General features: G+C 39.9%; 17 protein-coding genes. 11 read left to right on the forward strand and 6 right to left on the reverse strand.

What is annotated here, in order from left to right; genetic code table 11:
* Window positions 1–6: 6 nt before the first annotated feature.
* Together QPL79_RS05840 and QPL79_RS05845 are read right to left on the reverse strand one after the other, a co-directional pair.
* A complete protein-coding gene (locus QPL79_RS05840) occupies window positions 7–3456 on the reverse strand; it encodes a DUF499 family protein (RefSeq protein WP_285273865.1) in 3450 nt (1149 codons plus the stop codon).
* Window positions 3457–3481: 25 nt separating this feature from the next.
* On the reverse strand, window positions 3482–6481 hold the full coding sequence (locus tag QPL79_RS05845) for a DUF1156 domain-containing protein (protein WP_285273866.1): 3000 nt from the start codon (window positions 6479–6481) through the stop codon (window positions 3482–3484).
* 96 nt (window positions 6482–6577) lie between these two features.
* On the opposite strand from QPL79_RS05845, the gene QPL79_RS05850 reads away from it, so the two are divergent.
* Complete coding sequence (locus tag QPL79_RS05850; protein ID WP_285273867.1) at window positions 6578–7375, forward strand: hypothetical protein; 798 nt, start codon at window positions 6578–6580, stop codon at window positions 7373–7375.
* A gap of 576 nt (window positions 7376–7951) precedes the next feature.
* The gene (locus QPL79_RS05855; RefSeq protein WP_285273868.1) at window positions 7952–8557 is read left to right on the forward strand and encodes a hypothetical protein; all 606 of its coding nucleotides are present in this window, start codon (window positions 7952–7954) and stop codon (window positions 8555–8557) included.
* Between the two features lie 205 nt (window positions 8558–8762).
* Here the strand turns inward: QPL79_RS05855 and QPL79_RS05860 are convergent, their stop codons facing one another.
* Window positions 8763–8939 (reverse strand): AbrB/MazE/SpoVT family DNA-binding domain-containing protein, encoded by a 177-nt coding sequence (locus QPL79_RS05860; RefSeq protein ID WP_285273869.1) that lies wholly within the window; start codon window positions 8937–8939, stop codon window positions 8763–8765.
* Window positions 8940–9346: 407 nt separating this feature from the next.
* Between QPL79_RS05860 and QPL79_RS05865 the strand changes: the two genes are divergently transcribed.
* From QPL79_RS05865 to QPL79_RS05880, 4 genes are all read left to right on the forward strand, one after another.
* The gene (locus tag QPL79_RS05865; protein ID WP_285273870.1) at window positions 9347–9586 is read left to right on the forward strand and encodes a hypothetical protein; all 240 of its coding nucleotides are present in this window, start codon (window positions 9347–9349) and stop codon (window positions 9584–9586) included.
* 896 nt (window positions 9587–10482) lie between these two features.
* Window positions 10483–10641, forward strand: a complete 159-nt coding sequence (locus QPL79_RS05870) for a hypothetical protein (protein ID WP_285273871.1) — start codon at window positions 10483–10485, stop codon at window positions 10639–10641.
* 46 nt (window positions 10642–10687) lie between these two features.
* Window positions 10688–11815 (forward strand): AAA family ATPase, encoded by a 1128-nt coding sequence (locus tag QPL79_RS05875; protein ID WP_285274025.1) that lies wholly within the window; start codon window positions 10688–10690, stop codon window positions 11813–11815.
* A 15-nt stretch (window positions 11816–11830) separates the two neighbouring features.
* Window positions 11831–12265: a hypothetical protein gene (locus tag QPL79_RS05880; RefSeq protein WP_285273872.1), complete on the forward strand. Its 435-nt coding sequence runs from the start codon at window positions 11831–11833 to the stop codon at window positions 12263–12265.
* 198 nt (window positions 12266–12463) lie between these two features.
* Here the strand turns inward: QPL79_RS05880 and QPL79_RS05885 are convergent, their stop codons facing one another.
* From QPL79_RS05885 to QPL79_RS05895, 3 genes are all read right to left on the reverse strand, one after another.
* Window positions 12464–12601: a hypothetical protein gene (locus QPL79_RS05885; protein WP_285273873.1), complete on the reverse strand. Its 138-nt coding sequence runs from the start codon at window positions 12599–12601 to the stop codon at window positions 12464–12466.
* Between the two features lie 152 nt (window positions 12602–12753).
* Entirely contained in the window at window positions 12754–12942 is a 189-nt protein-coding gene (locus QPL79_RS05890) for a hypothetical protein (RefSeq protein WP_285273874.1), read from the reverse strand.
* A 117-nt stretch (window positions 12943–13059) separates the two neighbouring features.
* Window positions 13060–13284 carry an antitoxin family protein gene (locus tag QPL79_RS05895; RefSeq protein ID WP_285273875.1) on the reverse strand — a complete coding sequence of 75 codons (225 nt, stop codon included), beginning with the start codon at window positions 13282–13284 and terminating at the stop codon, window positions 13060–13062.
* Window positions 13285–14098: 814 nt separating this feature from the next.
* On the opposite strand from QPL79_RS05895, the gene QPL79_RS05900 reads away from it, so the two are divergent.
* The 5 genes from QPL79_RS05900 to QPL79_RS05920 all read left to right on the forward strand — a co-directional run bounded on the left by QPL79_RS05900 (window position 14099) and on the right by QPL79_RS05920 (window position 19530).
* Window positions 14099–14371 (forward strand): hypothetical protein, encoded by a 273-nt coding sequence (locus tag QPL79_RS05900; RefSeq protein ID WP_285273876.1) that lies wholly within the window; start codon window positions 14099–14101, stop codon window positions 14369–14371.
* Between the two features lie 91 nt (window positions 14372–14462).
* Window positions 14463–15416 carry an AAA family ATPase gene (locus QPL79_RS05905; RefSeq protein ID WP_285273877.1) on the forward strand — a complete coding sequence of 318 codons (954 nt, stop codon included), beginning with the start codon at window positions 14463–14465 and terminating at the stop codon, window positions 15414–15416.
* 146 nt (window positions 15417–15562) lie between these two features.
* The gene (locus tag QPL79_RS05910; RefSeq protein ID WP_285273878.1) at window positions 15563–16732 is read left to right on the forward strand and encodes a hypothetical protein; all 1170 of its coding nucleotides are present in this window, start codon (window positions 15563–15565) and stop codon (window positions 16730–16732) included.
* Window positions 16708–18474, forward strand: coding sequence for a hypothetical protein (locus tag QPL79_RS05915; RefSeq protein WP_285273879.1), 1767 nt, complete (start codon window positions 16708–16710; stop codon window positions 18472–18474). Before QPL79_RS05910 ends, QPL79_RS05915 begins: the two co-directional genes overlap by 25 nt.
* Before the next feature lie 873 nt (window positions 18475–19347).
* Window positions 19348–19530, forward strand: a complete 183-nt coding sequence (locus tag QPL79_RS05920) for an EVE domain-containing protein (protein ID WP_285273880.1) — start codon at window positions 19348–19350, stop codon at window positions 19528–19530.
* Window positions 19531–19819: the final 289 nt, after the last annotated feature.

Consider the following 19819-nt stretch of genomic DNA (forward strand, 5'->3'; position numbering starts at 1 on the left):
GCTTACCTACTCCAAACACACCTCCTCTAAAAATGCTTGCATATCTTCTTTCTCCTTATCGCTTAGAGATGGTATTGCCGCAGGTGTTTTGGCTCTAACATCAATTTCAAGTAGAAAGCTTGTTTCTCCAAGCGCTAACCGCTGTAACGAGCTCAAAACACTTGTTAGGATATGTATGCAGTCAGCTAAATCAATATTCTCTAGCGATAACTCAATGTTTGACTCCCTATCACCAACCCTAACACTGTAGCTTAGCTTGCCATGCCTAATGTAGAGTTGTCGCGAAAACCTCCTATTGAGTATATCAAGCGGTGCTAGAGTACGTTTGTTTATTCTCAACTTAACCGATGTGATTTTAGAGCCCTCTGGTGGAAGTACTCGACCACATTTAGCCTCCTCCCTACCTCTGACCCTAACCCTTATAATAGATCTTGCAAGCTCTCTACCATTCTTATCAACAACAAGTATTCTAGCTTCGTGAAAACCACTCTCCTCAGGAGCTTTAAACCTCCAGACAATGCTTGTCCTTGAAGTCTTATCATCTATTAGCAACTTAGCAGGTTCAACAACACCCTTATCTGTCTGTATCCCTATCTCTCCAGCAAATGGGCCAATGCGATCAATCATAAGCTTCTCTTCCACCACCTCACCAGGCCCAGCATCAACCTCTTTATAATCAGGCACAAGCCTCACAGACACCTTCAGCTCTCTGCGCAACAGTGGAGAGTTTTTAAGAGCGTAGATATCATATTTATCAATGTTCGCCAAAACATCTTCTACACTAATTAAAGAGCCGTTGTAGTTAATTAGATGCTCAACAACTTTACCGCCTTCAATAAAACGCTTGAGACTCTTCATCTGCTCTAGTAATGCTTCCTTCCATGGCAAAACCCTGCACTCATCCCTAATAATAGCATCGCTTATCTCAACACCACTAGCAGTAGATACACTTAAACAGTCAAAGTCTGTTGAACAAGGCTCTACATGTTTATAGAATACCCTGTCGTTGCATTGCAAACCAATTTCGAGAGACTTTATACCATCTGCTATAGCACTTTTTATCAAATCACTTTTTGCTATTGGAAGCTTTGGATTTGTGTAGAAATATTCAATAATTTCTCTAACAGTTTTAGACACATCCTCTAGGCTTACACCTATGCTATTCAACAAGTATTTTAGAGTGGAATAGTCCATTGATGTAAGCATTTTCTGTGGTTTAATACTCTTCAAAGTTTTTTCAACGCTTGCAGCTATGGTCTCAAGAACTCCCTCAATTCTATCAATTTTTACAGTATTTCTCTTCTCATCCATAGTATAGCTGGGATATGCCAAGCTATCGAAAAGCGATAACACATTTAGATACGCATTTGATTCTACTGTTGAGCAATAGCTGTTTAGCTTCTCATTAAGAACCCTGCGAACTATTTCCGCATCTTCGCCACGATAATCCCTAGTCAAAAAACCTACAATGTTCTCTGACGATACTTGTTTACACGCAATATACTTCTTAACCAAGTTTAAAACATTTAAAATCCTGTCTTTTTGACTTGGAAAAGCAACAAATATTGTGTTCGCATATCTTCTGGCACCCCCGCTTCTTGTTGTGTACACAATCTCCTCGAGCTTAGCTACGCGCTCATAGTCGCTCTGCGGAAGATCTATACATGCGTAAAGCACATACCTTGGAGCATCATAATCCAGCTCATCGCATCTGTAAGAAGCTTTTGAAAGCTCTAGGTCAAATATCCCAGCTTGCTCAACGCTTTTTTGCTTACCACCTTTCCTAGCCTTTTCTACAGGTGTTGATATAAGTTTCCTGGCCATTTCCTCGATTTCGCGATAAGCATCCAAGTCACTTACACTTCTAGCCCTCTCCTCAACATATTTAATTGGTGTAATGAATTGTGTAAACCAAATTCTGTTGCTTTTCTCATCAACTAGAACATACACCAGATTCTGCTTAATCCAATCAATGACCTCAGCTATGTGCTTTGCCAACAAATTTTTGTCACTAAAGCTTCTAGGCTCATAAACTGCTACAGCAAGTTCTCCAGCTGTTGGATAAACCCTATAGTTTGGTAGGAAACCACCGCCATAAACAAATGTTTTTAGCAACAAGGTGTTTGCAACAATTTTTGCCAACCATGGATTATCATATCTTTGACACCTACCAGAAATATCCTCGTTTATCACTTGCTGAAATCCTTCAAAACCTCTCAGCAAATATGTTCTGAAAGCATCACTAGACAAATCGATGTGCCAAGGCATGACAAGCTCAAATACCTCACCGCTATTAACAATGCTTCTCAACACAGCTCTGCTTATTCTCAGAAAGTCTCGTGTTTTTTGAAGCTGTGAATGGTTAGCGATAATCTCAAGCAAAATATCTATGTACATTGGGTGAAATGGGTATGTCTCAAATACTTTGTCAACAACACTTTTTGCTGCTGCCGAGTCGAAGATTTCTTGCCCTCTACTATACTCCCTCTCAAGAACATTTCTAATTTCAGCTGCCTTAGCCTTATCAATAGCTTCGAAAAGTCTTGTTCTCAAAACAGCTGGTAGATTAGGTGGCTGAACAGGGGCTATAGGAAATGTGGCTACTCTGCTTAAAGCCCTTACAATATTCTCGATGCTAGATCTAATAGCTTCGTAGCCAGGCTCTATCTCGGTAACCTCAAAGTTGCCGCTGATTTCAGCAGGTATCGAAACCACTAGAACAGTGTTCTGCACTATGTCAACAGCTTTTGCCAGTCTCTCCATGAAAGTCTCGAAAGCCTGTGCATATCTCCGCACATTTTCATCAGCTGAGCTATGCAACCCCTTTAAATAATTTGCGAGCTCGTCCATGAGTATAACAACTCTGCGATTCTTAAAGAGAGCAGCAATATCGTCAGCGCCAGGGGAAGTAAGCTTCTCATCAAAATCTTTTAGAAGTGAATAACTGCCTAGGCAATGAGCTATGTAGCCCCACAGCGTATAGACTTTGTAAACCCCTACGTCAAGGGGTTTAACAGGGTTTGGAGCAAGCTCGGTCATATACCCATCAATTACAACAACAGTTGTAGACTGTGACGCCTTCTCAAGCTTTGAGACAATATCAAACAATTTTTTGCGCAAATACTCATTCTCTGTAGATGCTTGAAGCAGGCTTCTGGGATTCTTCAAAGCATGGTATATCGTTATGAGGGTGTGTGTTTTTCCACCACCGAAAAGGGCATTCAACAATATGATTTTTCGCTGTTTCTCTCCATGGCCTAGCAGTGTCGATGCTATGTACTCGAGAATATCGATCATGTTCTCTGTTAATAGTGTTCGTGCAAAGAACTGATTGGCGTCTGTATATATTAAAGCTTTCTCTTCACCAAGAACAATAGCTCCAAGACCCGGTGCAAGTCTTTCATCGAGATTAGTGTCGAACACATCCTCCCTTATCCTATTGTTTCCAATAAGCATGTTGTTTCACCATCTACAAACCACTTCAACCTCTTCCAACATAGCTTTCCAGACCAGTTCTTGGAAGCTGACCCAAAGCCTCAAGCAAAGCCCTAGCAGCTTTATACTCAACATCGTTTTCTGGAAGTGTTCCAAGCAATACCTTAGCCAAGGCAACAGCCTCTTCAACATGTTGTGGATACCTGGTTCTCAATTCATCAAATCTTTTTCTAAACTGATCTCTCTTAAGAGATGATGCTAAATACTCTAAAATGTGAAGAGCGTCTATTGAGCATCTTATATTTGGATTTGATGCACTAAGTCCTTTGTCCATGAGAACACCCTCAATAGACTTAACAAAATCTGTTGACTGCTCAGGCTCAATCAAATAAAACTTCTCGCCATCTCTTCCAACAATTCTAAGGCTTTCCAACAGCGAAAGCTCTGCTCTTGTACCTATTGAGAATATTGTGACTGTGCTTCTATCCATTTGCCTTCTACGAGCTCTTCCACGCTCAACAAGAACTTTTGAAAGTAGGTAGAACATTGATGGCGGGGAGAATCTAAAGCCTGTTGCCCGAGCGCCAAGAGACTGGGCTATAGCCTCTGCCGTAGCTGGGTATATGTAGCCCTCAAGAAGTTTTCTCAACCCCTGGTTACGCAAATTGCCAACACCAACAATGTTTTTGAACTGAGTAAACTGTGAAAGAACACAGCCAAGCACAGTTGTGAACAGCTCGTAGCCTCTGTAGCCAGCTTTTCTACTCTTCTCAGCAACATCCCTGCAAACCTCAACAGCCTTGGCATAAACCTCATCAGCTAGAGCCTCACCAGAAACACCCCTTCTCCACACAACAACAAGTGAAGTGTCTAAAGAGGCCTTGCCGCGCGCAGTAACCCTCTGAGCAGACTCAGTAACAATGGCATGAGCAACCACAACTCTTAGCCCAGCGCCAAGCCACCCAGCCTCCAAAAGAGCCTCCCAAGCATCTGGAGTGGTGTGGGCATAGTAAGTAGCTATAACACCTTCATCGCTAAGCCTAGAAGCCATTGAAACAAAAGACTTTTTGAGAAGCTCCTTAAAATAGTTGAAGCTACCAACACCACCCCCGAAAAACTTTGACCTTCCAACAACCTCGCTAACCTCTTTAGAAGCAAAAAACCTCCACTGAACATCAATTTCGTTACCACTATCATCAAAAAATGCCTCTCCATAAAACCTTGGAACAAGCCTAACAACACCAAAAACATCACCAACATCACTCAAAGCCCTTCTAAGCCAAACATAGTAAAAATCGCTAAGCTCAGCATAAGCAACATCATCCCTATAAGGCGGATCAGTAACTATTAAATCAAATTTCTCTTCATCTAGCTTACCCAAAACAGTAGCATCATCAAGCAGAACCCTAACAGGGCTAGGACTGCCAGAAACAGCAGAAACAAGATAAGATAAACCATTGATTAGTGAACTGATATCTCTTTCAAAACCCACTCCAGCGTAACTAATATTATAATCTGTCCAGTTCCACGTCATCGCTATACCTCGAAAAACCATTATATTAACTGCTCTTAATAATGCCGTTGAACTTCCAAAACCAGTATAATTCTTCCAAGGAGTTGCAATATTACTATATCCTGCGTATCTTACTAACGCTATTGCTAGGTATGTTGTTACTGCTTCTGCGTATTTGTGTGCTTTCTCTTTGTCCCACCCTTCTCTGAGCTTCTCCTCCTCAACCCTCTTCCCAGCCTCCCTGATAAGCTTAACGAGCTTAACCAGGGTTAGAAGCTGGCGCGGGTTGAAGAGTTGATACCATTTATTTGTAGTATGAACTGGAAATCTTAGTCCACCTCCCACATTACCATATGGTGGTATTGGTTCTGTTGGTATGTCTGGGTCTCCCCATATATTTCTCAGCTTCTCAAGTGCTCTCCAAAGCTTCTCGTTGTCTTCTTTTGTTGCTGGCTCGAATTCCAGGTCTTTGCCAACTATCTTCACTTTTGCTAGTAGTTTTGGCCTTGCTTTTGAGTTTAGTAGTTGCTCTAGTGGTATTTCCCCTGTTAAATATTTTTCTATGTTTTCGTTCCACTCTTTTAATGCTGTTTTAACGTACCACTCTCCCTTTACTGTTCTTATCTGGTTGTTGCAGTGAAGGCATGTTGCTGTTTCTCTTCTTGCATCTATGTTTGGTTTTGGAACTCTGTACCTGTTTTCACCCACTTCTACAATGCCTTGCCTAGTGTTTATTTTTGCTGTTATCTCCTTTTTTCCGAGAACCTTGTTCAAGTCTACGATTCTTATATAAACCTCGTTGCCTTGTGTTGCTGACTCCATCCAAGCAATTCTTTTGTATGATTTCTTTCTACTCTCCTCCTCTTCCTCCTCGCTCTCCTCACTCTCCGCTTCTCTTCCAGATGCTCTTGCAAGCCACCAGTTGCCCACTAGAGGAGTGTATCTTCCGCAGTGTGGGCATCTAACCTCCCAGGAGCCTATGTAAACAGCTGTTTCATTGTCGTAAAGCTCCTGAACATCCCTATCCTCTCTAAGCCTGTTAACTACCCACTCACCCCACCTCCCAACATCTTCAACAAGCTTCTTACCAAAGCCGTTGTCAACAGCCCACTTGGGTATTTCGATAACAGCTTTTAGAAAGACATAGGCTGTTGGAAGAAGCTCAGCAGCAACAACCTCTCCAACGCCAAGGCGAATAGCCTCAAGAGGTATCGATCCAAAGCCTGCGAATGGATCCAAAAGCTTCGCGTTTCTAAACAAGTCTCGATACCTTGGAGAAATCGATGGGTTGTACCTATGTGGAACACCCTCAACACCTCTCAGCTTGGTCATATAGAGAAACTCAGCAGGGTTAACACTATCAGGAAGCAAACAAGCAGCAACAACAGCCCTGGCACTTGCAAGAGGTTTTCTAGTCCACCAAAAAACCATTTCCCAAAACTCCGGCCTACCACCACCAGCCTTCTCCCTAGCAGAAGCCTCATTAACAACATCAACGGGGAAACCAGGAGACTCTACAAACCTTCGATCCATAGGCTCACCACATAAACAGTTTCGACAAACTCTCTATATATAAAACTTTAGTAACCGTTATATGTTTTTAAGTTCTTAACAATCTGAGGAGCTAAGATGCCCGCTCTAGTAGTGACTGAGCTTAAGAGAATAGACCAGTTTATTCTTGGCGAGATTCCTTATAACCTATATAATAAGTATAGCTTAATCCTGGAAAAGAGTAGAGGAAGTGAGGAGATTAAGATAAGGGGTTATCTAAGTCGTATCTATAGGGAAGATGGAGAAGTTATAATGGAGCTTAAGCGATTTGAAGAACTACCTGTGAGAGTCTGGTTTTTCTCTTACTATGTAGATCTTACATACATCCATATAATAGAGGGTATTCAGCCAGGATATTATATCAGTATTCTTTTCGTAAATTTCATACACAAGTTGAATGACAAGATAATAGAGACGCCAATAGCTCCCAATGAATTTTTAGTGTTAGAGGGTTCTGGAGTTCCCGATACAGTGAAGAAACTGGTTAGAACTGAGGTGGAAATTCTTGAGAGTGTTGCTAAAGATTTTGAAGTGGTGGGATTCTTGTACAAAGCGGAACTGAAAAACGTTGCATTAGATTTGTTAGAGGCATTAAGAAGGTTCTATACACCAGATTATGAAGGGTCTATTATCTTTGCAAGAAAAGTTGTTGAAGGACTTAGAAATCTTGTTGAGAAAGGTGTGATTCCCATACCCGGTGAGAAGAGAGCAGAGCTCTTTAGGGACTACCTCTCCAAAGCGTTTCAGCTTATAAGCAATTTTGGTATGCATAGCGGCACCCAAGGATTTAAACCGGAGGCTGAGCTAAGCAAGGATATAGCTGTATCAGCATGCAGATATCTAGCAGCTTATATGGATAAAGGTGAAAACCTATAAGCAACTTTCAACTCCATTCATTGGATTTTTGAACCTTGCTTCCTTGCTTGGGAGTTTTCTGTTGTTGAATTCTGGAGCACCTACTGTAGTTTATGTGATCGTAAATTATCAATGATATTATGAGATCATAGATATGGCTAAAAACATTATTATTGTCTATGCTGCTAAAATTGGTGCCTCTATGAATAACAATGTTGTTTTCGCATTCCACTAATCTGCAGTGTAATCACCTTAGTAAGCAGTTGTAGAACCTTAACCAAGCCGTCAATAGCATCTATAGACTTGTCATTATCCCTGTGAATTAGATGGCATGTTGTTTTTGGAAGAGATTGTGTATTCCATTGGCGTGGCTCTGAGCAATCTATACATCTTGAGGTTCATGCATCTCAATCCCTACACCTGGCTAAATCTCAACAGTTGTCACATATGGAATTTGTGAAGTTATGACTGCAACAGCTTTTCCTATACTATGGGGTAGGGGGTAGAATTTTACCCTGGCGCAACAGGGTAAAATTTGGCGAAAACTTTGAAAACCTTAACTTTATTGAATTATGATTTTAGGGGTGTGATGAAGGAATGACTATGTATCTGAATATGGATTTGTTTGATGCAAATGCCTTTACACATTATTTCAGCAAATCACTAGATAAGTATTTCAATGAATTCCAAGACGATATATTTAAAAATATGCTTGGTATCGATCTTACAGAAATGGTTAAAGAGCTTCTTCCACAAATTGATCTTTCATCATTATGCAAGGTCTTTGATTTTAATGAGATGAATTTAGATCTTAGCAAAGTGTTTTTGCTATATGGAAAACTAGCTATAGTGAATGAAAGGATTGTGACATGTTTTGCTGATTACATAGAGAGGCCCCTGCGTTTCTATGTGCTAAAGCAATATTCAAAGCTCAATAACAAATCGTTTAATGGCATGCTTAAGAAATTGATTGAAAAAAGTGATATTACTGAAAATGGTATGAAAAGTCTTCAGAAAATATATAGAATTCGATGTAAGCGTGCTCATGGAGAACATTTAACTTTTGAGGACTTAACAGAGTTGCTGGAAGAACTAGCAAATCTAAATGGTACTGAGCTAGAGAAGAAGTTGAGAAACGAGTTTGAAAAATGCTTATGGAGCATCAACTTTCCGTCATACATATTTCTGAGCCAAGATTTGTAATTCCAAAAAGGGGTTTGGAGCTGTGCAAGGATGAGTAAGCTTGAATGGAATAACTATTAGCAATTTCTCTAGCCAAAATTTTACACTGTTATGTTACCTGAATATCATATGTAGCAGCTCTGATGTGGCAAGCGAGGCTATGCACTGTTCTTATGATTTCCATCAAAATTCTTGTGTTAGTTACGTACTTCTCTTAGCTTCTCCTCTATTTTCCTGTTTCAATCTTCTCCTCCTCCGGTATCTCCTCAACCATTCTGTTATCAACATTAACAACTCTGGGCTTCAAGGGTCTTAGAATTATTGCTCCATCCTTAACTTCCACAGCCAGTATATCCCTCTCATCAATTCCTGTACGCTTCATGATGATCTTGGGGAGAATCAAATCCCTCTCTTCCCTAACCTAATTAATGACGTTCACAAGTGGTTCACTTGCGTAGTTATGGTTAAGCTCTTTAAAAAGTTTGCTATGAATATTGAGAAACATGTTCATGTGTCTAAAGAGGAGAAATCCTAAATGTGTTTCCCCTGCTTAACACCATTATTTCTTTAATCAAAGAAAAAGTGGAAGAATGTTATATAAAATTGGGGAAGGGGGTGGCCTGTTTTAAATTAATGATTTGGATTTTGGTTGTGGAGAGGTCTTGTAGTTTATGTTTATAAGCTACGTGCTTTGGAGCTAGTTGTGAATGGGAGGCTTTATGAAGGGGCTTGGCATGGTTGATACTGGGAGCAAGCCATGCTTAGAATTTAAAGTTTATGAGGATTGTATTCCTGAGGGGAATGTGAACTGTGTTTTTTATTGACGAGTCACCACTTGTGGAGAAAACCTTCTTCTACAATCCCCTTGCTGAAGACAATCTTAGGAGAAACCTCTTCAACATTCTAGGAATTAGGGAGAGGGTCTATGAGGGGCTGTGCAAGTTTAGGAGCATGGGATTATTCTTGACCAATGCGATAAAGTGTAGAGTTAGTAGAAAGGTTGTGAGAACTATTCCAAGAGCTGTGATAAGCAACTGCCTAAAATTTTGAGGCTTGAAATCGATATGTTAGCAAAATGCAAAAACACCAAGAAATTATTGTACTTGGGGAAACAGCGTGCAGCGCTTTAGCAATGCTGGGTTTTGAGGAGCTGAAAAATTATAGAGTAGCTAAGGATTGTGGAAGGGTTGTGAAATCAAATAACTTCAAAATTTTTTGTGTACACTGCCTTTCGACAGGAACAGGGGGTATTGGAATAAGCAGGAGGTGAAGAAAAAACTAAAATCATTTCTAAATATCTAGAGCTTTTTGGAAACGAAGCCATGGTCAATCACCATAATTTTCTGCAGCAGCTTCCCCCACCAAAAAGCCTGTGACAGCTTTGCCAAAACCCCTAGCAAAAGACGTATACGTTTTTAACTCGCTTAAACCCCGCCTCAACCCACAGATACAACCTTCACGCCACAGCCCATTAGAACCATCTACAAAATATTTGCCTGGTATCTACATATGTGCTGATGCGCAATTATTGAGTGCTTTCCAGCTTTGCAGAACTGGACTTGGAAAACCTTTGGCAAGGAGAACATAAGGATTCTGACTCCATAATAAGAGAAATAAATAATTCTTTTAAGAATTAGATTGCCTAAGATAACTTAAGTGTTTTTGCACAATTCATGATACAAATAATGGCACCTCCATAAATTTGAGTATTGTTCGTAAGTTGAAGTCACATATTTATTAACTTATAAAGCAGTTTGATGAGGCTAGATTGGAGTGTGCATGTGGAGAAATCTCATTATAGATCATTTTAGTGTAGATTATGAAGGTTAAACTTTATATAGCTGATTATGCTAATTCTAGCTGGGAATATCGTTAAGGGTTGTTTTTAAAGGTTTGTAGAAAGGGGGTTATGGTATTACCTAAAAAGTTGAGAGAGGTGTCAGATGTTGGAGAGGGGTAAGGTTGTTATTAAAGCTCTTAAACCCAGGGTTGTTGATATTAACCCAGAGGTTGTGGAGGAGGTTCTTAGCGAGGAGCAGAGAGTAGAGGTGAATAAGTACAAGAGGATGATCTCAAGTGGAGAATTAGGGTCTGTGAGTAGTTAGAGGTGATTTTGGTAAGTGGTGAGGGGGTATAGTTCTAAGGCTTAAAATAGAGAACTTTAAGAGTGTTGAGAGCGCTGAGATGGAGCTGGCTCCACTCACAATTCTAATTGGGCCTCCGTCAGCTGGCAAATCTAACATATTGGATGCTATAGCGTTAGCAGGCTACTTTAATAGAATCCAGCTGCTTGACAAGGAATATGACAATAACTTTTCCAATGTTGAGAGCTTAAATTATGTAGCTCGATTTAGTGATGTATCCCAGCTTTTCAGAAACCACAACTTGTTGAAGAAAATAGGTATTTCGATATCTGGCAATGTGAAGCTGGATGTAAGACTATACTTTGAGGGTGGTAACTTAAAACTTATAATCAACGACACGCCAATACCGTGGGATCCTAGACAACCAGTTACAGATGTTACAATGTCTTCTGTGAGAAGCTCCTTAAAAGCTGCTAATGTTAATATGGAGGCTAGGCTCTATGGATTTGACAGATATGGCTTGTCACTAACGTACTGTTCCCTCCCTGCTCCTTGTGGATTGCAGTTAAGGCTGAGAGATCCTGGTTTAAATAGACCACTGCCCAAGAATGTGCTAAACGAGATGGCATGGAACATAGTCTACATCATTAAAAACTATGTTAATGTTATAAGTGAATTGAATAGAGTGCTCAAGGAGTATCTAGAGCTGCCTGTTGAGCTAAAACTAATGAGAAGTGGTTCAATTTGTGTGTTTGATTCTGATGTGGAGATTGAAGCATCTTTATTGTCTGACTCCATTCTGAGGATTCTATACTCGATACTAGCAACGCTATCAGTTAGAGACTATGTTAAGCTCTATGGACTTGAGGGCAAGTTCATTCTAGCTCTTGAGGAGCCCGAGGCACATCTATATCCATTTCTCATGGATGTGCTTGGGAAGCACGTGACAGAAGTTCTAAATGAGATCTACGTTGTTATATCGACCCACAACCCTCTGTTGCTTTCAAGTTTCTGGGATAAAGTTAGCAACATCAAAACATACTATGTTTACAGGGATAAGCTTGGCTCAACCAAGGTTGCTGAAATAGATGTTAGCGCCCTGGCTAAGAACCTTGTTACAACAGACGAGCTTTTACTGACACCCCCAAGCAAGGTTGTGAAGGATTACACTGTAAGGAGAAGTCAAGAAGGCTAAGGTGAATCAATCAAATTGAGTTATGGAATTATGCTAATGGCGGAGTGCTATGCCAACAACTGTATTGCTAATATGCTTAAGGATACTTTGGTGAGCAAGTTTAATCTCAGCATTAGAGTTAGCCATAAGAGGAAATATGGTCGTGATAGAATAGTAAATGAAGTTCATAACATGGTGGAAAAGAGAATTGCTCAAATCATTATAGCTGTAATAGACTATGAGATTGGTATAAGCAGAAAATACATCGATGAAAACTTTAGCTTATCTAGAATCAGAGAAGGTCTATGGATTGGTGCTTCGAAAAGAGCTCGTAATGTGATAACCATAATATTCGATCCCAACATCGAAACATTTCTCGAGGCACTGGGATATCACATAAGCGATTTGCATGAGCTCAAAGGTGAGAGTGCTTGTGAGAAGCTAGAGAAGGCGGGGATATTGGGGAATTAGCATATAAAACACATAATGGAAGAACTAGCTAAAAATCTTATTAAACTCCTTAATCAATCCCATTAGCTGACCTTTCCCCAGTTTTTGATACACCATTCTAGATACCTCAATTACTAAGCGATTTTCAAACCAGTCCCAGCACTGTTAGCTCCCAAAATTAATACATGAAATTGCTCCCCGAGAACCTGTTCACACCATTCATATGTTATCATTGCTTTTTATACTTGCTCCTCCAGCTACTCCTGCATTGCTACAGAGAGTTAGCCACAGCTTCAAAACCTCATTGATTGTCATCGAGTTATTCACAACTAGCGTAGTACAAAGGTTGTAAACCATATACTTTCCACTTCATATAACTTATTTATCCACATTTAAGACTGTTTAGAATATCCTTGAGATCTCCTGGAAGATAATATGCTTCAACACCTGCCCGCCTAGTGTTATTGAATTGCACTCTATCACTACTAACTAAGATTGCGTTAAGGGTTTTAGCAACCCCCTATATAGTATGAATCTGCTCCTCTACAGCCCGTTTGCAAAGCTACCTTAATAGACTCCTCATAGAAAACACCATCATCTAGAAGAACTACCTCCATCTCCACCCTTTCAACAATATCACTTATCATTCTTGGAGGGATATACCTGATAAGCACTCCAGCAAGCTCTACGAGGAGCAATCTTGGCCCATATAACCTTATTCCACCCCCCTCGATTTTATACAGTTGAATAGCTCTTCTACAATCTGCACCCTCTCCTTGTCCCTTCCAGCAAATAGATCGATGTATACCGAGGCATCAATAACAACCCTCAACTCTGTAGCCGAAGCAAAACCTCTCCCTTTCACGAGATAAAACCTCTGAGGGCTCTTCATTCGTGTTGATGAGTTTGCGAATACGTCTAGCATATTCAATGATATCCTCTTTGATCTCTACCAGAACCTCCTCCCCCTCACTAAGGTCTAACGGCTCTAAGGGCTTTAGCACCCCCTTCTCAAATCTCACCCTAACTACCCTGGTCAACAATACACACCCACAAGTAAATTAATTCAACTAAATTAAATATGTTTTTAGCAACACTATGCAATACACGATTAGAGTCCATTCTCTACTCTTACTCTCGATTTTTAGTTATTCTAAATTTGGTTTAGTTTCTAGGGGTTGAACTTTCATTGGGTTTTATGATATTTCATATCAGCCCTTGTTCTCATACCCCATATCAACCCTACGTGCTGTCCACGGGACTAACTTCCATCGAGAATAGGAGGGTTCCATCAGCTCCCTTCCTCCACATCACATTGCTCATAGACTTCATTGTGAGGCATCAAATAAAATCATATGCATAACACCAAATTCTTATCTATACAAAACTCAAACACAGCTGCGAAAAGCTAATTGATATTATGCTCTACTACTCTATTCTATCAGCTTAGCAACTAAACTAGGTGCAGTTGTATTTGTAGCGCCAAGTGCATGAAGCATGGGCAAAGCCCTAGCAACTTGTGAAGAGCCTGTGGCATGTGCATGTAGCTAGCAACCATCTATTACCACATGTTTGAAAAGAGCCACAGCTGTGAGCCACCAATAAACATTTATATGCCAATGATTCCAAATGCAATTGTGAATAGCCTTTGTCAAAAGAAAATGTGTTGAAGAATCCATATTGGGATATGCAATAGCTTTTTGCCATATATTGATAGGAAGTCCACAAACAATTTATTAATTTCAAAAACTATCGCTATTTAGGTGATTTTGCTGAGCACTGAGATTAGCTGGGTTGATGAGTTTCTAAAAAACAGATGATGAGGTTATAGGGGTTTACATAGCATTAACATATTTGGGGGAAGAATACTTTGTTGGCTCTATACACGGAAACAGAGGCTCTGAGATTTTGAAGAAGGCTAGAGATGCTTACTTCAAGCTTATGGAGCTGGGCATAGACCATGCCAAAGCATTTGAAGCTGCAACAAGATTTGTTGATAAGCTTGTGGAGATGTATGGAGACAATTTCTTGAAGAATTGTGATTTTAGGAAGAAGCTGCTTGAGAATATACACAAGCTACTTCAAGAGGTTTCTCAGCTCATACACAATGGAAAGTTCTTGATATAACCATGGGAAGATGTTGAATGGTTAATGCGTATTCAGGAATATGAAAAATTTTTAAAAGGTTACCCAGGTAACTGGTTACCTGGGTAACTATATGTTGTTTGATCTTAGGCCTAAGGAGAGAAGGGAGGAGCTCTATGGGCGTGAAAAGGAGCTTGAAGAGCTTCACAGGCTTGTTAGAAGTGAGTGGGTGGTGATACTTGGGAGAAGAATGATGGGAAAGACCTCGCTTCTCAAGGTTTTTCTGAATGAGGTAAACGGTATATATGTTAACCTCTCTGGGGTTAGAAGCATTAGGGGTTTTGTTGAGGAGCTGTTGAAGCATGTTAGGAGGTTGGATATGGAGTTTAGGATAGGGCCTGTGTCAATTAGCTGGACTAGGCTTGCTGAGGATGTTTTCTCAAGGTTTGAGGGGAGGGTTGTTGGGCTTGATGAGGTTCAGGAGCTTCCAAGCAACTACATGCTGAAGTTGCTTAAGAAAATCTGGGACACCTATGATATTAAACTTGTTTTTACAGGTTCATTGGTGGGGGTTATCACGGGGCTTCTCGAACCAACTCCACAAAGCCCCTTATATGGGAGACAGCCTGCGAGAATAGAGCTAAAGCCTTTCCCCAGGGATGTGAGCATAGAGTTTCTGGTGAATGGTTTTAGGGAATTTGGTGTCACACCCCCAATAGCTGAGATAGAGGAGGCTGTTGAAACCCTCAATGGCTATCCCGGGTGGCTTGTTTACTACGGGAACATGAGATGTGTTAGAAACCTTGGGCATAGAGAGGCCTTGGAGCGTGTTTACTCCGAGGGAAAGCAAATTCTTCTCCAAGAACTCAAAAAATTTCTCACAACAAGAAAATACCCAGAGAGGTACATAAAGCTCCTAAAGCTTCTCCCAGCTCGGTGGAGCGAGCTCAAAAACTCACTAGCTGTAAACGCTAAGACGCTTGCTGAAATGCTGAACAGCCTAGAAAAAGCCATGATCATAGAGAAAAAAGGCAACACCTACACAATACCCGATCCCATAATGAGAAGACTTGTTCTAGACCTCTGAACATGCTAACCCCTAGCAACTGATTCCATACAAAAACACCACATCTCAACTGCTTTAAGATTGTCTGCTCAAGGGTTTGGAGACTGCTTTTAAAAATAAAGGTTTTTTAAAGTTTTAAATGTTTTTAGCATTGGTGAGTGCTTGCCTTGTTTGAGGATGTGATAAAGTATTACGATGAGGATTCTTGGAGAAGGTATTTCAGTGTTGATGTGGCAGAGTTTTATAGTTCTGTAGAGGGGTTGCTTAGGCTTAGGCGTGAACTTGTAGAGGAGCTTACATCGGATTCTGTTGGCAATCTCATAACCAAATCCAATATCTATATGGAGATCCTATTTGGTGGTTTAAGAGTTAGCGAATCCAAGCCTCTTACAGACAATGCCTTGGCGCTGTTCTACAAAAATGTGTTTGGTGTGGGGCTGAAGGACGAGGATTTACGAAAGGTGGTTACAAGACTTAGAGAGGGTTTGACACTGGAAAAAGCAGCAGAAGACATGCACTGCACCGTGGAAAACACCTCCATTCTCGAGATATTGCAGGACACATCTTTGAAGCTAGAAGCAGTTTACAAGAGTTTGAGGGGTGTTGTGGAGAAGCCTAAGCCAAAAGAATACAAGCTAAATACCTCAACAATAGGCTTGGAGGCAATGCAAGATGTGTTAAATGCTGGGAAGAAGCTGCTGCCACTCTACAACCCCCTATCATTCTTCATAATATCCATATACTCAATACCCAAATTCTATGCCACCGAAGCATACACCAAGCTATTCGAAAAAGACACACAATCACTACTGAAAAAATATGGTATACACATAACAAAGTTGGTGGAACCAGATTTACCAGATGAGAAAATAAGAAGTGAACGTGAAGTAGTAGGATTGGAGGATGATTGTGTAGGATATCTTATCAGAAAGGTGATCCTAAACATATACTTATTATTTCAACGTGAAATATTACGGCATTTCTTTACCATTGAAGACGAATTCAATAAGTACATCAACATTTATGCAAATAAATTGAAGGTGAGCATAGTTGTTGAGAAATTTAATGATGTAATAGGCGCGCTGAAGAACGTTGGTTCTAAAGCAAATGCTTTAAACATAATAAAAGATATGAATTTGATGATATCTAATTATGAATTCTATTATGGCGAAGGCAGTGTTGTTGGTGGAGAAGTAAAGATAAGAGATTATGGGGTGAATTATACCAAGTTCTTCGCATTTCTAGCACCACAAATGTTTCTGGGCTTAGCTCGGGTAAGACCATATACTAGTGCTAAGTGGTTTGATTGGTTATGTACATTGGGCTGGGAGAAATGAAAGAAGAAGCAATGCTAGAATTGGAGAGGATTAGGTATGGGAAGAAGACTGTTATCAAAGATCAGGATCTAGAAGTTGTTATTGTCATACCCATTTCCTCTGAGGAGAAGCCGGGGGAGGAGACACCGACACCTGTTTCCGCAGAGGAGATTGAGTCTGAAAAGAAAGAGGCTTTAGAAATATTTTTAGTGAAGCCGTTGATAAAACAGTTTGCAGAGATAGAGTCTAGTATCGATAAAAGCATTGTTGTATCAACTTCGGTCAACCCTCTTAACTACGTCTCTCCAGTTATGTACAACCCCAAGGACTTTTCCAAAATAGCTTTAAGAGATGTTGAGAAGAGTGTTCACACCGCATCTGCTGCAAGTAGTATAATAGTTGATGTTTTGAAGAAGGTGCCACTCATAGAATTTGAGAAAGCTGAATTTGTTAAGATGCTTAGAATTGAAAAGGTTGTGGATATAGAGGTTGAGCCATCGATAAAAATTCTAGATTATGTGGCGCATCCCAGGCTAGCTTTTCATCAACTACATAAAATTAATTATGTTAGGGTTGATAAGGAGGTTGGGGCCAAGATTCTGAGAATTCAAAGCCTTGCTGGTGATGTTGAATCAGCATCTGACGAGGTTTTGTTGGAGCATGAGGATGTTGTGAAACACTTCTTCAACTCATCTTTATCTAGAATGGTTATGGATAGACCCTTCCTGATATTGGCTAGAAAACCAATGGTATTTAAAGAAAGGTTTGAGTATATAGAGTTTCTTAAGAGGCTTTTAAGAGAGTTGTACAGGGTTTGTGCTGGTGGATTGCCCACCCCCATTGATATACGAACAGCTTTTGAGGAGATAAAGCTCGATGTTGAAGCTGGTAAACACATTTATGTTATTGATGTGGATGAGGCTTTTCAAAGAGAAGTTAAAGATGATGTAGCAAAGTATGTTGCGGATAGGTTGAGAGAGCTCTATTCACAAGGTCTAGGATTTCTAATATTCTATGGCTCTCAAGACAAACTAATCAAATTAAAGGAGAGCTTGCGGAAAGTCCTTTGCAAAACAGTGCAACCCGTGGAAATAGCTGTGCTTGAAAATTGGAGAATTTATGGCTTAGCTAACCTAGTGTGGGGCAAGGTTGGTTTTGAACTTGCTGAAATTGAGAATATGAGGGAAGATGTTGATCTGGATTCCTATGCTGTAAAACTTGAAGAGGAGTTCTATAGAAAAATTGTTATGCTTGCTTCAGACTTAGATATAATAATCAGTGTGGAGCCTAGTAAAAGGGATGAGGAGAGGCTTGGTGGAGAATCACTGCTTCACTACAGCGTTAAAGCATTTGTTGTTAAGTATTTGAAGGAACATGAAAAAATCCCTGATCACAACATCTTCACAGAGTATGCAATAGGAGATATTGTTGTTGATGTATATACTAAGCATTCTAAATATGGTGATTTAGCAATAGAAGTAGAGACTTTATATGGCACAACAATACCTCTGCTAAAACTTAGAAACACAATAGAAGCAAGGTTATCCAAAGGACTTAGACTATGGATAGTTATTCCAAATCCACAGCTCATGCTATTCCTAACAGACATATCGAAACTTAGAAGCATATATAGAAAAAGATATGGAGAACAAGTAGAGTTTTACACGCTGGACATAGAAAAAGGAGTGTTGGTAAAGCTCTCAGAAATTGTAAAGAAAGTCAAGCAACTTATAACCTTACAAAGAGAATCATCAAATAATTGATAAGCTTAAACACATCACTATTTTCATAAAGTTCAATTTAGATTCTTCACCCAGAAGTTTCCATTGCTGAATTCTAGAGTGCTAGCTCTATATTAAAAATTAAGCTAAGCATTTATACTGTTATGTGAGCTACTATTGCTTAAAATTCACCTTAATTTTGTAACCTCCGATAACATTAACTTTGAAGTATAATGCTTCAAGTGTTTCTGCGCCGGAACTTGGAATAGCAGGTCTTCCTGAATATATGTGATGGGGCTAATTTGCTAAATAAATCAAGTTGTTGATAGCTAATAGCCTTGAGCTTTATGTTCTCAGTTGCCACTTAAACAATTTCTTAGGTTGCAGATGTGTGCTTCTAGCACCCTTCCCAACATTTCTTATCGTAATTGTTATTAGGATTATCTTGTTTTGCTATTTTCTCTAATATAGTAATAACTATCCTCTTTCTTAACATATTCCGCTTCTTTAACACTTGTAACAGTTTATTTGCTAGTCGCCTACATTTATTGTTTTTCAATGGAATGCCTGATGTAGAAGAGAGTTTTAGCTTCATGTTTAGCAACAATATATGCACCAAGAGCTAGCACTAAACACTAAATCATTCTATGCTGCAAAAAAGATTGGCAAGTGAAATTGTTAATTATAAACAATACCACAGTTCTTCCTCTCACAATTCAATGCAAAATATCTTAGGAAATTATCTAAAGTTGCGTCTGAGGGGAACTGGCATATAATTTAAAACATGAGTGTTTATGGTGCGCTAGAGTCCAGAGGGTTTAGGGTTGCTCATGAGCTTATTCAGCCTGTCAAGTTTCAACGTGGTTTGGGGAGGAGAAGCATCTTTGGCCCGACGGGATTAGAAGTGGCAGGGTTTTGTATCCTTGGAGAATTAGGCTTGAACCTGTGAAAACTGGTGATTTCAACGAGCTTGCACAGAAGCTAAGCTTTGTGAAGAGAAGGAATAGGCCAAACGCATACCTCGTTGGAACACCAGCCAATTTGAAAAGGCCCATCCCAGAAGAGGATGCGAAGCTAATTATTGAAAGCCTTAAGTAGAATACAATGCATGGGTCTTGGCAAAAGCTTTAAGTTTAACCAATTAAAATTTTAGAAAGCTAACAGATCTTCACCCAGACCTCTAGGAAGTGTTCCAGATTTCAAGGTGCTTCAACAATGGTAAAAAACGTATTTAGGAGCTGACAGAAATTGCTATTTTGTGTGATGAGGTTTCTGGTAACTGAAATGTGATGATACCCTGCCTCCCTGAAACAATTAAACAATTGAACATCAATTAAATCACATTTCCTTAACACTTCACAGACCACAGATTATCGAGCAAAGCGCT

The organism is Ignisphaera cupida, from assembly GCF_030186535.1.
Lineage (GTDB): Archaea > Thermoproteota > Thermoprotei_A > Sulfolobales > Ignisphaeraceae > Ignisphaera > Ignisphaera cupida.